The following is a 15,848-nucleotide window of genomic DNA, read 5'->3' as shown; positions in this document are numbered from 1 at the left end:
GGCGCGATCACCCCTCCCCGGCGCCCTCCGCCGCGGGCGCGACGCGCCGCTTGAAACCCCCGATGAAGCGCAGGAACCAGCCCTGGAACTCGTCGATGATGCTGTAAAACACCGGCACGATCACCAGCGTCAGCACCGTCCCCGCCGTAAGCCCCCCTATCAGCGCCTGGCCCAACCCCGCGAATGTCGCCGCGCTGCCCGTCGTCATAAACGCAAGCGGCACAAGCCCCAGGATCGTCGTAAGCGCCGTCATCATCACCGGGCGGAAGCGATCGCCGCCCGCACGCACGATGGCGTCCGTCAAGGACCGCTCGGACTTGCGCACCGTGTTGATGTGATCGACAATCACAATCCCGTTGTTCACAATGACCCCGGCCATGAGAATGCAACCGATCAGCGTCACGCTGTCGAACTGCGAACCCATCCCGTAGAGCATCCAAACCGCGCCGCCAAGCGCCAGCGGCACCGACGTCAGGATTGACATCGGGAAAAACACCGACTCGAAGAGCGCGCTCATGACGAGGTAAATCAGGATCAGCGCCATGATCATCGTGCTCGTGAAGTTCGCCATGTTCTCGCCCACCTCGCGCAGGGAATCCCCGAAATCGATGTAGTACCCCGGCGGCAGCGGGTAGTCATTGATAGCCTCCGCGAGATCCCGCCGGATGCCGCCCAGATCCTCCGAATCCGCCTGCGCCGTGATGCGAATTACATTCTTCCCGTTGAAGCGGTGGATCGAGGCCGCCGTCTTCATCTTGGAAAAGTCCACCAGGCGGTTCAGCGGCACCAGCTCGCCGCTCGCCCCAAGCACCGATACCTTGTCCAGGTTCGACCGTGACTTGCGGTCCTCTTCCCGAAACTGCGCCCACACCGGGATCTCCCGGTTCCCCTGCTTCATGAAGGGGAGGCGCGCACCGCGCATCGCCGCGTCCGCCGTCAGCGCGATGGCCTGCGCGCTCACGCCATACTGCTCCGCAAGCGGGCCGTCAATTCGGATCTGGATCTCGTTCCGCTCGTTCTCCAGGTCCGTTTTCACATCGCTCACCGAAGGCAGCCGCTCCACCCGCTCCAGAAAGCGTTGCGCGTAGAACTCAAGGCGTTCCCGATCGTCCCCGTGTACATACATCCGGACCGATTCCCCCTCGCCCGTATTCCCGGTGTCGGTGACGACATACTGGATTTCCGCGCCCGGCATACGCTTCCCGAGGAGCACCGATACAATCTCGCGCACCTCGTCGGTCGTGTAAGGCGGATTCTTCCCGATGGGGCCGTCCTCTTCCGTGTAAAGGTACAGGTTCATGTTCCCTTCATTTGCGGAAAAGAACGTCATGATGTTCTTGATCCCGAGCTCGTCGCGCCGCCGGTTGAGCTGGTCCTCGAACGCCGTGAAAAGCCGGGTGGCCCGCTCCATGTCGTAGCTCTGGTCGAGGCGTACGTTGATCGCCACCTCGCGCGTGTCCAGCTTCGGCATGCCCCGCATCCCCACGTTCTTGAACGGTATCAGGTACGTCACCGCCCCCAGAGCGGCAAGCAGGAGCAACGCCGCGAGCCGGTTGGAAAGCGCCAGACGCAACGTGGCGCCGTAGGCCCCGATGATCCGATCCACCAGGTGGAAACTGCCGAGCCGGCGGAGCACGCGAAAGATTCGGCCGCGGGGCCGCACCTCCCCGTGCATCACCCGCATGAAGTCGAAGGGGTCCCGGGCGCCCAGCCGCGTCATCACAAGCGGAACCACCGTCAGCGAAAGCACCAGGCTGCCCCCAAGCGCCACGATCAGCGGAAGCCCGAGCTGCCGCATGAACACCGACATCGTGCCGGTATCCATGTAATACATCGGAACGAATACAACCCACGTGGTGGTGGTCGCCGCGAGAATCGCCAGCCCCACTTCCTGGGCGCCCCGGCGCGCGCTCGCAACCGGGCTTTCCCCGAGATTGCGGTGGCGGATGATATTCTCCACCACCACGATCGCGTTGTCCACCAGCATCCCGACCACAATGATCAGCGAGACCATCGTGATCATGTTCAGCGTAATGCCCGCGAAAAACATGAACACCAGCGCGACGACCAGCGATGTCGGAATCATCAGCGCCACGACGACCGTCGGGAGCAAACGGTGCAGGAACACAAAGAGCACGATGAGCGCCATCGCGCCGCCGTAAATCCCCTCCTTGAAAAGATTCTCAAGCGCGCTCGTGATGTACTCCGACTGATCGAAAAACGTCTTCTTCCCCACCCCCTCGAAGTCCTCCAGCGCCATGATCCGCTCCATCTCCTCCCGAACCAGCCGGCACGTCGACACGGTATTGGCCTCGGATTCCTTCGTGATCAGCACCAGCGCCCCGCCCTGCCCGTCCAACGACACGTGCAGCGTATCCGTGCGCGTCGCATAGCGGATGTCGGCAATATCCTTCAGGCGCTTCCCGCCCGGAGTGACCGTCAGCTCCCCAAGTTCGCTGAGCCGGTTGTACTCGCCCACGACGCGAACGATGTACTTGCGATCGCCGTCCACCAGCTCGCCAACGGAAACATTCAGGCTGCTGTCACGAAGCGTCAAAATCAAATCGAACAGGCCGAGGTTGAGATTCCGGAGGTAATCCTGCTCGAACTCGATCACAACCTCCTTCTCCGGGCTGGAAGAGCGCAGTTCCACATCCGCAACCCCGTCCAGGCGGCGAAGGCGGGGCTCCATCACCCGGCGCAGCAACTCCACGAAAGCGGCGTCCCCGCCGGGCCGGAACAGCCCAAACGCCATCACCGGAATCGCCTGCGAACTGAAACGCTGGATCTGGATGTTGTCCACGTCGTCCGGAAGGACCAGCTTCAGCCGCTCGATCCGATCGCGCACCTCCGCGGCGGCCAGCCCCATATCCGTCTCGGCATTAAAAAGCATGCTCACAAAGCAGCCGTTGCTGTCGGATATCGTCCGGATGCTCGACAGCCCCGGCACCGTCCGAAACTCGCCCTCGACCGGTATCGCGATCTGCTGCTCCACCTGCGCAGGCGTCGCCCCGGGGTACGGCACGATCACACCGAGGAAAGATGGCTCAACGTCCGGCAAAAACTCCAGCGGTATACGGTAGGCCGCAATTACCCCCAGAAGCACCATGCTCGCCGTAAGCATGGTGACCGTCACGGGCCGCTTGAGCGCGAACGCGGGTAGCGAATACTTCACTGCTCTTCCGCCTCTTCCAGCTCGGGCCGGGGATCGCGCCCGCCAAACAGGTAATACACCATGGGGATGATGATCAGCGTAAGCAGGGTCGCCGACGTCAGCCCCGACATCACCGTCATCGCCATCGGGCGCCGCATTTCCGCGCCCTCGCCCGACGCCGCCACCATCGGCAGCAGCCCCAGCACCGTCGTTATCGTGGTCATCAAGATCGGGCGAAGCCGCACCGTGCTCGCTTCGACAATCGCCTCCGCCCGCGTCCGGCCGCGGCGCCGCAGCTGGTTGATGTAGTCCACCAGCACGATCGCGTTGTTCACCACAATCCCCGCCAGAATTATGCCGCCCAGGAAGACCATGATGCTCAGGTCGATCCCCGACCACAGCAGCGCGTAAATCACCCCGATAAAGGCCAGGGGCACGCTGAACATGACAAGCGCCGGATGCCAGATCGACTCGAACTGGCACGCCATCACCACGTACACCAGAAATATGGCCAGCGCCAGCGCAAACTTCAGGCTCGCGTACGACGTCTCAAGCTCCCGGTTCTGCCCGCCCAGCTCGAAAAAATAGCCCTGCGGACGGGGAAGCGGCTCCACCGAAGCCAGTATGTCCCGCGACACCGCCGCAAGGTCGCGCCCGTCAATATTCGCCGTGATCACCACCGTCCGGCGCTGCCCAACGCGCCGGATCTCGCTCGGCCCCTCCTGAATCTGGATATTCGTCACGCTCGCAAGCGGTACCGGAGACGCCGCCGACTGCAAATTCAACCACTCAAGTTCCTTCCGGCTCCCCAGGAAGGACTTGTCGGAGCGCACGCGGATGTCTATCTTCTCGCCCGCGACGCTGAACCGCGTGGGCACGTCGCCCTGCAACTCCGAATACACGCGGGCGGCCACTTCCGCCGTCGACATCCCCCGCGCCGCAAGAAGCGGGCGATCCGGCGAGATGATGATCTCCGGATACCCCGGCTTCACGCTCAGCTCCGCGTCCGTTACGCCCGGAACCCGCGCCACATGCGCCAGCGCCTCCTCCCCGATCGCGCGCAGTTGCTGCAAGTCGTCGCCCACGATCTGAAGCTCGATCGCCGTCTTGAAACTGAACAACGACGGCAACTGAAACGTGATCTCCTCGTTCGGGCCCGGTTGAAGCGCGTCACGGAGCGTCTCGATGATTTCGTCCTGCACGAGCGCAAGCCGCTTGGGATCCTTCAGCAACACCGTGAATTCAGCCACGTTCTCCCCCCGATCCGACCCCCCGCGCGACCGCTCTTCCCCCACCTCCACGGTAACACGATCAACATTCGGATTCGACCGGATTATCTCCTCGAAACGCGCGGCCCGCAACTCCGTCTCCTCAATACGGGTTCCCGCACGCATCTCCAGCCGGACCATGAACTCGCCCTGTTTCATCGGGGGAATCAGCTCCCCCCCGAGCTCCGTGGCCGTGTAGCCGGCGTGAACCGCCACGCCAAGCACCAGGAGAATGACGGCCGGGCTGAACGGCAGGGCGAAGGTGAGCAACGTCGCGTAAGCCCCCCGCAGCCCATTGTACCCAAGATCGAATACACGCAGCGGAGCCCAAAGCAACAGCCGCATCGCCGTACGAACCCCCAGAAACACCGCAAGAAGGCACGCGGCCCATAGGAAGAGAAAGGTAATCCCTATCGCGGCAAGAAACGAAAGCAGCAACTGGCAAACCAGCAACACGAGGATCAGCGGGAGCACCAGCGGCAGCACCACCGCGCAAAGCGCCTTCCCGCCCGCGCCGCGCCGCCACTGGCCGATCAGGCCCGCCGCCGGGCGCATGCTCTCCCGGGTATGGTGGCGCAGCGCGGCCAGCGCATATCCCGCGCCGCGGCCCGGAGTCCCAAGGGCGGAGGCCACCCGGCCCCGCCCTTCGTCACGCAGCGCGTGGTACGCGCGAAGCGCCCAGAAAACGTGGGAGCCACCCGGCCCCGCCTGCAATCCCCGCCGGGACACAACCAGCGGTATAAAATAAAGCGCCGTCAGCAGGGACGCGAGCAGGGAAAACGTCACCGTGAGCGCCATGTCGCCAAAAAGCTGCCCGGCAATGCCCTCGACAAAGGCGATCGGCATGAACACACACACCGTCGTAAGCGTGGAAGCCGTAACCGCGCTCGAAACCTCCCGGGTGCCGCGCTCCGCCGCGTCGACCACCCCATCCCCCTCCTCGCGGCATCGAAAGATGCTCTCCAGCACCACAATCGAGTTGTCGACAAGCATCCCCACCCCAAGCGCAAGCCCGCCCAGCGACATGATATTCAGCGAAATGTCCCGCATGAAAAGCGGGATAAACGTCGCAATTACCGAGATCGGGATCGCCACCCCGATAATGAGCGTGCTCTTCATCTCGCGCAGAAACACGAAAAGCACCATAAGCGCAAGCAGGCCACCCGCTATGGTCGCCTGCTTGACCTCGTCGATCGATCCCTGGATAAAGCGGGACTGATCGCTGATGAGCACCAGCTCAATTCCCTTCGGAAGCTCGTCCAACAGCGTGATGTCCGCAAGCTGCACCGGCGCCGGCTTGCCGCCGCGCGCGGACTGCGCCTCGCGGGCGCGCTCCTGAATCTTCTCCTTGATCCGATCGATCATGCCGCGATCCCGCTCGAACCCCAGCAGATCCTTGACCAGATTGCAAACGTAAACCGTGTTCGCGTCCCCCTCCTTGTAGATCTCGAGACCCACCGCCTCCCGGCCATTGACCCGGACGATCGTCTCCACATCCTTCGTACCCATGAATACCTGCGCAATGTCCCCCAGACGGACCGGGCTCCCCGTCACCGACGTCACCAGCGCCTCCCGGATCTCGTCCACCGTCTCGAATTCGTTGTACGTCCGCACCAGGAATTCGGACTTGCCCTCCTTCAAGATGCCGCTCGATCGGCTGATGTTCTGCTGGGCAAGGCTGTTCCCGATCATCTCCATCGTCAGGCCCAGACCCTTCGCGCGCTGCGGGTCCACCAGTACCTGCACCTCCGCCTCCTGGCCGCCCTTCACCAGCACCTGCGCAATGCCCGCCTTCGCTTCAAGATCGCTCTTGAGGTGGCGCTCCGTCGTATCGCGGATTTCGGTCAGCAGCTGCTTCTCACGCTCGCTGCCCGGAGCCGTCCCCGGTGGCGTGGTGATCGCGGCCTGCATTACCGGGTCCAGCGTGGGATCATACCGCAGTATTACCGGCTTCTCGGTCAGTTCCTGGGGGGCGTCGAACAGGTCCAGCCGATCGCGAACATCCTGCTGCGCAACGTTCATGTCCGTGCCCCACGTAAACTCCAGGATGATCTCCGAAAGCCCCGGCGAGGACACGCTGCTGATTTCCACCAGGCCGCCCACAATGCTCAGCATTTCTTCGAGCGGGCGCGTGACCAGGTTCTCCACCACCTCCGGAGCCGCCCCCTCGTATTCCGTGCGGATCGTCAGCGTCGGATAGTCGATATCCGGCATCAGGTTGATCGGGAGCTGCTGGTAAGACCGGACGCCGAACACAATCAGCGTCAAGAACAGCATCGCCGTCGTTACCGGGCGCCGGATGGCAAGCCGGTATTGCGCCGGCGTCGTCGTTTGTTCACTCATGGCGATCCTGTTTCCCCGGCCCGCTCCGGGCGCGGAGTCATGCGGTTGCACCCTTCACCCGGCCGATCAGGAGTCCGGCGCGTCCGTTTCCGCCCGGGAACCCCCGGAATCCGCCGCGTCAATCTGACGCCGATCCTCGCGGGCCTGGTCCAGCAGCGCGCCCGCAGGGAGCGCGCCCCGGGATTCGAGCGTCTCCTCCAGGTTGCCCGCGCGGATCGGCTCACCATCCTTGACCGTCTGCTGGCCCAGCGTAATCACCAGATCATCCTCGCCGATTCCAGAGAGTATCTCTGTGTAGAAGGCATCCTCCAACCCCGTTTCCACCGCGATACGCGACGCCTCCAGCCCCGATGCGCCACCGCCCTCCGCCCCGGCTTCCCCCGTCTCGGCCTGCGCCTTCCGCACCACCATTACATGGCGCTGCGCATTCTCCTCCACAATCGCGTCCTTCGGTACCACCAGTGCGTTTTCGTGCGTCTCCATCACCAGGCTGTACCGCGCGAAGGCCGACTCCCGAAGATAAGGGTGATCCGCGCGCTCAAATTCAAGCACCACCTTTACCGTGCCCGTCTGAGGATCCACCCCCGGGTTGATCCGGCGAACCCGCGCCAGAAAACGGCGGTCCCCCACCGAGTCTATCCGCACACGGGCCTCCTGGCCCACCCGCAGGCGCGGGATATACCGCTCCGCCACATTGATCGGGAGGATGAAGGAATTGGGGTCAACAATATTAAATACCGGCATGCCCGTCGATACGAGCATCCCCTCCTGAAGCATCCGCCGGGTCACCACACCGCTGATTGGCGCGCGGATCGTCAGGAACGAAAGCTGCACGCGCTGCATTTCCAGCGTCGCCTTCGCCTGCTCATAACTGGCCTGCGCATTGTCGCGTTCCGCGCGGCTGAAAATCCCCTGCGAAAGGCCCTTCTCCGTTCGCTCATACACGATCCGCTGCTGCGCCAGATTCACCTCGGACTGCCGGACCTGCGCCTCCATCTCCGCCTTGTCGAGCTCCGCGAGCACGTCGCCGTCCGAAACCAGATCGCCCTCCTCCACCCGCACCAACAGACAATGCCCCGTCCCCTTCGCCAGCACCTCAACCTGGCTCTCCGCCGTCACAATGCCGGTCTCCTCGAGGTACGAGGATATGTCCCGGCGCTCCGGGTGCGATGCCTCCACCAGCGATGCGGTCCGCACCGGGCCGGCCGCCTGAGTGGCGTTCACTTTGCCCCCGTCCGAACGGTTGCACCCCGCCCCCGCCAACATCAAAACCGCGGCGCACAGGCAATAACGTCCCTTGTGCATTGGAAATCGGTATCCTTTCACTATACGTCTCGGGCCGGGCGCCAGGTGGCCCCGGCCGCGCCAAAAACAACTTGCGCGGATCCCGCCGCAATAAATGACCGGCGGGGATGGCCGCCAGTGGCCCGGATCGTTCTGAATCATACGATGGAGCCCCTTCTCGCGGTCTCACGCCGCGGGCGCGTACCCGCCGGAACCCGGAAAACAACTCCCGGGAGCCCGTGGCGGCTGCGGAAATTGGAGAAAGGGGCCCGTCCACGAGCCGCTGATCCACTTGGAATGTGGCGGGCCTGTTACAGGGGGTGGAGGTAACAGAAACGTCCAGGCTGCGTAGAGTATACCAGCCCGGTTGCGAAAACGTGCAATCCGCCGCGCCGTTTCTCTATGATGGAGGAGCTACCGGGCAATCTGGGCGATCGGCCGGATCGAATATACTGTTGACACGGAACTGTGAAAATGGCATGATGCCAACATGAGCCGTAATGCCTGACGGGACCAGAGGGATCCGTTATCGATAGAATAGCGGAAGCAAGGAGTCTTTTGCATGTTTGCTGATCGGGGTAGTGTAACTCGCGTAGCGTTAGTGGTTTGTCTAGCGGCCATGCTGGCCGGATGCCCGTGGAAGGGAGACAACGGGCTCGCCCTGATTCTAACGCCGAATGTGCTCGATTTCGGGACGGATGAGGACGCGCTGACATTCCAGGTCCACCGGAATCTCACCAATTCGCCCGCGGAACCCGTCGTCGTCTCCAGTAGCCAACCCTGGATTATCCCGGAGTTGTGCACCGAGAACCGCGACAACTGCGTGGGTTTCGGGCCGGTAAACCGGCTTTTCGTCCCCGTCCGCGTCGACAGGAATCTCATGCTCCTCGGCGTGAACCGCGGCGAAATCATCATCCGCACCGGAGGCGCCGCCGACCAGAAGCTCACCGTATACGCCGAGGACCTGCTCCAGGTTGATTTCACCGCGAGCAACCGGCGCCCCGATGTCGGCCAGGCCGTCAACTTCCGCGACGCCAGCGAGAAAACCGAGTCCGCCGGTGATGTCGTCGCCCGCCTGTGGGACTTCGGCGACGGAAACACCAGCACCGCCACCGACCCCGTACACGTCTACGCGACACCCGGCCTCTACAGCGTCAGCCTCACCGTGACCACCGCAAACGCCGAGGAAACCACCCGGAAAGCGGCGTGGATCACCGTCGGGAATCCCGCCCCGACCACAAACTTTGAAGCCTCAAGAACCAACATCATCGAGGGCGAAACCGTCACCTTCACCAACCTCTCCGTACCGGGCGCCGAGCCCATCACACGGGTGGTCTGGGACTTCGGCGACGGGCGGACCAGCGAGGACCTTCGCCCGATACACCAGTACCGGACCGCCGGCATCTACACCGTCTCCCTGACCGTGCATACCGCCAATTCCTCCCAGACCGTCACCAAGCCAAACCTCATCGTGGTCCAGCGCAAAGTGGCTCCGGAAGCCCGGATCGCCGTCAACCCCTCGCGCCCGATTGCCCTGCAGCAAGCGCGATTCTCCGATGTCTCCGATCCCGGCTCCTCGCCAATCCTCCAATGGTTCTGGGACTTCGGCGATGGCGCCACCAGCCGCCAGCAGAATCCCGCGCACACCTACGAGACCGGCGGCAATTACGAAGTCTCACTCTATGTCGTCACCGCCCACGGTAGCGACACGCACACCCAAACTGTCACCGTGGTGACCGTGCCACCCACCGCATCCTTCGAAATCAGCGACCGTACGCCGTTCGTCTTCGAAACCGTCAACTTCACCAACACCTCCGAGCCGGGATCCGCGCCCATTACCGGGTATATCTGGGAATTCGGTGATTCGAGCGCCGGCAGCACCGAGGAAAACCCCTCCCATTCCTACAATATCGCCGGCCAGCTGGTTGTACGGCTCACCGTCGTCACCGCCCACGGTTCCGATACCGCAACCGAGACCATAAACGTCTCCTTCATGCCACCGCGGGCCGAATTCAGCGCATCCCGCCTCGACCCGAACGTGGGCGAACCGGTCCAGTTCACCGACCAATCCATCGCGCCACAATCCATCCCGATCAACCAGTGGCTGTGGAACTTCGGCGATCCGGACAGCGGCGCCGCCAATATGAGCAACAGCCGCAACCCCGTACACACCTACAACGCGCCCGGCTTCTACACCGTGACGCTGACGGTCCGCACAACCGCCCCGTCCAACAACGCCGATACCATCGTGAAAACCGCGTACATCAATGTCGTGCAGGGACCGGCCCCGGCCTTCACCTTCAACGTGCCGAATCCGGCCGCGCCCGATGTCGTACAGTTCAACAACATGACCCTGCAGGGCAGCGAACCGATCTCCAGCTATCTCTGGAACTTCGGCGATCCAAACAGCCCGAACAACACCAGCACGGCCCAGAACCCCACCCACCGCTTCACAACGGCCGGAACGTTCACCGTGACCCTCACCGCAATCACCCCCGCCCGGGAAGTTTCCACCTCCCAGGCCGTGACCGTCGTCTTCAATCCGCCCGTCGCGGGCTTCAGCGTCCAGACCAACGAGGATGAACCCCGCGAAAACGTGCTCGAAGACGGCGCGCTCACCACCGACCAGCTCCAGTTCCTGAACGAGACCGTGCCCGGCACCGAAACGGACCCGGCGCTCCTCTCCTACGCCTGGAATTTCGGTGACGGCAACTCCAGCACCCAGCGCCAGCCGCTGCACCAGTACCAGAATCCCGGTACCTACACCGTAACGCTCACCGTGACCACACCAACCAATTCCGACACAACAACCCGCGAAATCGCGGTCGATGTGCCGCCAACCCCCGCATTCAGCGCCCTGCCGCGGATCGCGCCCGTCAGAAGCCAGGTCCAGTTCTTCGACCAGTCGGACGACAGCAACAGCGAGCCCATCCTCAGCCGCCTCTGGACCTTCGGCGACGGCGTGGTGAGCGCGGATGAAAACCCGACCCACCGCTACCTCGACCCGGGACTCTACAACGTCTCCCTGACCGTCGAGTTCGACCACGCCATTACCGGTGTCCGCTTCTCCGTAACGCGCACCGAAAACGCGTTCATCCAGGTCAACAACTAGCGCTTACCAGCCACCACCACCGGGCGCCCCGGCCAACCGCCAGGGCGCCCGGTTTCTTTTTCAACCCCATCATCCACCCCCTCGGGAACCCGGCCATCCCGGAAGAACGCAGGCTCAAAGTCCGCCGAAGGCGGAATGGCCGTCCCGCCTGTCCAACGCGGCGAAGCCGCCCATATCTGCTCGGAAAAATGTAGGACGGCCGTCCCGGCTGTCCAACGCGGCGAAGCCGCCCAAATCACCAGCCCCCCTTCCAACCGCGGCCCCCTAAACATCGCCATAACATTGACTTGCCCTTCCGCCACATGCTACTATCTCGCGGTTTATGTGTTAAGCCTGCCGCATACCCCCTTCCCCGCCCCGTTTTGTAACCGGCGGCAATCGCGGTAGTCGAGGCGGGCTGCCGACGAAATAGCGAGAGGAACACCATGGCCAAGATGAAGGTTGGTTTGGTCGGGTGTGGCAATATTGGCGCGGATATCTGCATCGCCCTCCACAAAGGGACGATACCGGCCGAAATCGCGGCCCTGCACGATGTCGCGCCCGAACGCGCCGGCGTGCTCCTGCGCACCTTCCAGTTGAACGCAAAAATCTGCTCGCTCGATGAACTCGCCGCCGAGGTCGACTTCATCATCGAGTGCGCGGTCGGCGGCGCGGTTCAGGCCGTGCTCGAAGCCGCCATGAAACACCACAAAGATTGCCTGATCATGAGCGTCGGCGGCCTGATGGCCGTACCCGATGTCCTCGAACAGGCCCGGAAAAGCGGAATTCAGGTACGGATACCGTCCGGAGCCCTCTGCGGCCTCGACGGAATTCGCGCCGCCATGGAAGGCGGCCTGCACATGGTCACCCTGACCACGCGCAAGCCCCCGGAAGGGCTCGCCGGCGCGCCGTACCTCGTTGAAAACAATATCGACATCGAAAATCTGACGGAACCGAAAGTCGTATTCGAGGGCAACGCCCTGGAGGCGGTCAAGGCCTTTCCCGCAAATGTGAACGTCGCGGGAGCGCTCAGCCTCATCGGCATCGGGCCCGAAGAAACCAAGGTTTGCGTGATCGCCGACCCGAACGCCACCCGCAACAGCCACGAAGTGGACGCGGAAGGCGCCTTCGGGCGGCTCAAAACCGTGACGACGAACCTGCCATCGCCGCGAAACGCCAAGTCGAGCTACCTGGCGTCACTCTCGGCGAGCGCGGAGTTGCGCGCGGCGGCCATGGCCTTCACGCGGCAGTTTTCAGATTCCTGAACGGCGCGGCCAGGCCCGTTCGCGTGAGACGAATTAAGTGAGATTATCTGCGGGCGCAGCCGCCGGCAGCGAGAAAAACAACGGAGAATACCCATGTACGCTGTAGTGGTTACGGGCGGCAAACAGTATAAGGTCGCCCAGGGAGACCGCCTCCGGGTGGAAAAGCTGGACACCCCCGTCGGCGAGAGCGTCGAGCTCGATAACGTCTGCCTGCTCGTCAACGAAGACGGCATCGTCGCCGAGCCCGACGCGCTCAGCGGGGCACGCGTCATCGCCGAAGTCACCGGGGCCGGACGCCGCAAGAAAATCCGCGTCTTCAAAAAGAAACGCCGCAAAAACTACATGCGGACCTACGGACACCGCCAGAGCTTCAGCGAAATCACCATTCGCGAAATCAAGGCATAAGGAAGGGTTACCCAGATGGCACACAAGAAAGCAGGCGGCAGCTCCCGCAACGGGCGCGACAGCCAGTCCAAACGCCTCGGCGTAAAGCGCTACGGCGGCCAGTCGGTCGTCGCCGGCAACATCATCGTCCGCCAGCGCGGCACCAAGTTCGCACCGGGCAAGAACTGCGGGCTGGGCAACGATCACACCCTCTTCGCCCTGACCGACGGCATCGTGCAGTTCCGCTTCTTCAAGAAGGGCCGCCAGTGCGTCGATATCGTTCCCGCTGCTGAATAGCAGCGTGTTTCGCCGCCCGCCATGTTTGTAGATCGCGTTAAGATTCGCGTCATCGGTGGCCGTGGCGGCGACGGTTGTGTGAGTTTCCGCCGGGAGGCCTATGTGCCTCTCGGCGGCCCCGACGGGGGCGACGGGGGCAACGGGGGCGATGTCGTCCTCGTGGCCGCCGCACGCGCCTCCTCCCTCACCGACATCCGCTTTCACCCCCGATGGCAGGGAAACCGCGGCGTGCACGGCAAGGGTAAGACCCTCCACGGCCGCTGCGGGGCCAGCCTCGAAGTCACCGTGCCCCTCGGCACCATGATCCGCGACCTCGAAAGCGGCGACATCCTCGCCGACCTCACCGAGGACGGCCAGGCCTTCGTCGCCGCCCGCGGCGGCAAGGGCGGCAAGGGCAACACCCGCTTCGCCACCAACGCCAACCGCGCCCCAAAATTCGCCGAACGCGGCGAGCCCGGCGAAGACCGCGAATACCTCCTCGAACTCAAGCTCATCGCCGAAGTCGGCTTCGTCGGGCTTCCAAACGCCGGCAAATCCACGCTCCTCTCGGCAATCTCCGCCGCAAGCCCCAAAATCGGCGCCTACCCCTTCACCACCATCACGCCCAACCTCGGCGTCGTCCCCCTGAGTGACCACCGTTCGCTCACCGTCGCCGATATCCCCGGCATCATCGAAGGGGCCGCCGGCGGCAAAGGCCTGGGGCACGATTTCCTCCGCCATATCGAGCGCACCCGCCTCCTCCTCTTCCTCATCGACACCGGCGACCCCGACCCCGCCGAAACGCTCGAAACCCTCCGCAACGAGCTCCAGCAATACAGCGATGTCTTCGCCGCGCGCCCATTCGCCATCGCCCTGAACAAAATCGACATCACCGAAAACCGCGAACGCCTCGGCGATCTCCTCGATCAGTTCCCCGGGGCCTTCCCCATTGCCGGAGCCACCGGCGAAGGCATCCCCGCGCTCATCGAACACCTCTGGGGACTCGTCGAAGCCGCCCGCCAGGCCGATCTCGCCGAACCCGCCGAGCCCGAGCCCGAGCGGGAGTACGTCTACGAGGCCCCCTTCACCATCGAAAAGGAAGCCGGCGGCTTCCGCGTCTCCGGCGACCGCGCCATACGCGCCGTACGCATGACCGACTTCGGCAACCCCGAAGCCGTCGCCCACCTCCAGAAGGTCCTCGAAAAAATGGGGATCTACCGCGCACTCAAACGCCTCGGAGCCCACGCCGGACAATCCGTCTTCATCGGCGACCTGGAGCTTGAGTATCACCCGGAATAAGCCGCATACTACTCGCCCGTCCCGAAGCCCCGCAACGGAACGCGACACCGGCCCCGGACGCGCCAGATAGCGCCTTCCCGCCGGTGATTCGGCCCCGCGCCGCGCGCCTGCGCCACGCTCCGGAACGGTCTCCCGGCGGCCCGCGCCGCCACACCACACACAGAGCACCCGAGCATCCATGAAGTTCGATCCCGACAGCATCCAGACCCTGGTGATCAAAATCGGAACCAGCCTCCTCAGCGGACGCCGCGCCTTCGAAGGCCAGGTCATGGAGTCCGTCGTCAAGGAAATCTGCCGCCTCAAGGAGGCCCACCCCCTCAGCGTCCTCATCGTCACCTCCGGCGCCATCGGCTGCGGCATGAACACGCTCAAGCTGGTCCGCCGTCCCGAAGCCCTGCCCGACAAACAGGCCGTCGCCGCCGTCGGACAGGCCACCCTCATGCACTACTACGAGACCCTCTTCATGACCTACGGCGAGGGACTCCACACCGCCCAGGTCCTCCTCACGCTACGCGACCTCGATGAGCGCGGAAGCTACCTCAACGTGCGCAACACCATCCAGCACCTCTTCCAGATGAAATCCATCATCCCCATCGTCAACGAAAACGACTCCACCGCCGTCGACCAGCTCCGCTTCGGCGACAACGACACCCTCGCCGCCAAAATCTCCGCCAAGCTCGGCGCCGGCCTTTTCATCATCCTCAGCGACATCGACGGCCTCTACGCCGGCAACCCCCAGACCAACCCCGACGTCCCCCACATCCCCGTCGTTGAAGAAATCACCCCCGAAATCGAGCAATTCGCCGGCGGGGCCGGCACCCTCACCGGAACCGGCGGCATGCGCACCAAGATCGTCGCCGCCCGCATCGCCGTCGCCGCCGGCGTACCCACCGTCATCGCCAACGGGCACACACCCAACATCATCCACAGCGTCCTCGATGGCGACGCCCGCTGCACCCTCTTCAAACCCGGCGAAAGCGCCCTCCCCCACCGCAAACGCTGGATCGCCTTCGGGCGAACCGTCCACGGAGCCATCACCGTCGACCCCGGTGCCCGCGAAGCCATCGTCACCCACGGCAAAAGCCTCCTCTCCGCCGGCATCACACAATCCACAGGCGACTACAGCGCCGGCGACGCCGTCGAAATCCGAGACCAGCACGGCGCACTCATCGCCCGCGCCCTCGTCAACTACTCCAGCGCCGAAGTCGCGCGCATCATGGGCCGACAGAGCCATGAAATCCAGGCCATCCTCGGCCAGAAACTCTACGACGAAGTCGTCCACCGCGACAACCTCGTCCTAATCTGACCACCAGGCGACGCCCCCACAAATCGCCACACCCCGTCCCCATCACCCCAGGTGTGCCACGGACAAGCCCGCAAGGGCTTGCCCGTGCAATCCCACCCCATCCCCGGCGCACCTGCCGTCCCCGGCGCACCTGCCGTCCCTGCCGTCCCTGCCGTCCCTGCCGTCCCTGCCGTCCCTG

Annotated in this window: 9 protein-coding genes; 6 read left to right on the top strand and 3 right to left on the bottom strand. The window is 63.8% G+C overall.

Annotated features, from left to right (window positions below; all coding sequences use genetic code 11):
* Positions 1-7: 7 nt before the first annotated feature.
* The 3 genes from KF886_24770 to KF886_24760 all read right to left on the bottom strand — a co-directional run bounded on the left by KF886_24770 (position 8) and on the right by KF886_24760 (position 8,070).
* On the bottom strand, positions 8-3,175 hold the full coding sequence (locus tag KF886_24770) for an efflux RND transporter permease subunit (GenBank protein MBX3180573.1): 3,168 nt from the start codon (positions 3,173-3,175) through the stop codon (positions 8-10).
* Positions 3,172-6,765 (bottom strand): efflux RND transporter permease subunit, encoded by a 3,594-nt coding sequence (locus KF886_24765; protein ID MBX3180572.1) that lies wholly within the window; start codon positions 6,763-6,765, stop codon positions 3,172-3,174. The genes KF886_24770 and KF886_24765 overlap by 4 nt, the downstream gene beginning before the upstream one ends.
* A gap of 66 nt (positions 6,766-6,831) precedes the next feature.
* A complete protein-coding gene (locus tag KF886_24760) occupies positions 6,832-8,070 on the bottom strand; it encodes an efflux RND transporter periplasmic adaptor subunit (protein ID MBX3180571.1) in 1,239 nt (412 codons plus the stop codon).
* Between the two features lie 598 nt (positions 8,071-8,668).
* On the opposite strand from KF886_24760, the gene KF886_24755 reads away from it, so the two are divergent.
* The 6 genes from KF886_24755 (at position 8,669) to proB (ending at position 15,670) form a co-directional block, all read left to right on the top strand.
* On the top strand, positions 8,669-11,161 hold the full coding sequence (locus KF886_24755; protein ID MBX3180570.1) for a PKD domain-containing protein: 2,493 nt from the start codon (positions 8,669-8,671) through the stop codon (positions 11,159-11,161).
* A 425-nt stretch (positions 11,162-11,586) separates the two neighbouring features.
* Positions 11,587-12,405, top strand: coding sequence for an aspartate dehydrogenase (locus tag KF886_24750; GenBank protein MBX3180569.1), 819 nt, complete (start codon positions 11,587-11,589; stop codon positions 12,403-12,405).
* A 93-nt stretch (positions 12,406-12,498) separates the two neighbouring features.
* The gene (gene rplU, locus KF886_24745) at positions 12,499-12,810 is read left to right on the top strand and encodes a 50S ribosomal protein L21 (GenBank protein ID MBX3180568.1); all 312 of its coding nucleotides are present in this window, start codon (positions 12,499-12,501) and stop codon (positions 12,808-12,810) included.
* 15 nt (positions 12,811-12,825) lie between these two features.
* Entirely contained in the window at positions 12,826-13,086 is a 261-nt protein-coding gene (gene rpmA / locus KF886_24740; GenBank protein ID MBX3180567.1) for a 50S ribosomal protein L27, read from the top strand.
* Between the two features lie 21 nt (positions 13,087-13,107).
* Entirely contained in the window at positions 13,108-14,364 is a 1,257-nt protein-coding gene (gene obgE, locus KF886_24735) for a GTPase ObgE (protein ID MBX3180566.1), read from the top strand.
* A 178-nt stretch (positions 14,365-14,542) separates the two neighbouring features.
* A complete protein-coding gene (proB, locus tag KF886_24730; protein ID MBX3180565.1) occupies positions 14,543-15,670 on the top strand; it encodes a glutamate 5-kinase in 1,128 nt (375 codons plus the stop codon).
* Positions 15,671-15,848 lie beyond the last annotated feature (178 nt).

Source organism: Candidatus Hydrogenedentota bacterium, from assembly GCA_019637335.1.
GTDB lineage: Bacteria > Hydrogenedentota > Hydrogenedentia > Hydrogenedentales > JAEUWI01 > JAEUWI01.
Note: the sequence above shows the minus strand (reverse complement) of the source record. Positions and strands in the feature narration are given on the sequence as shown.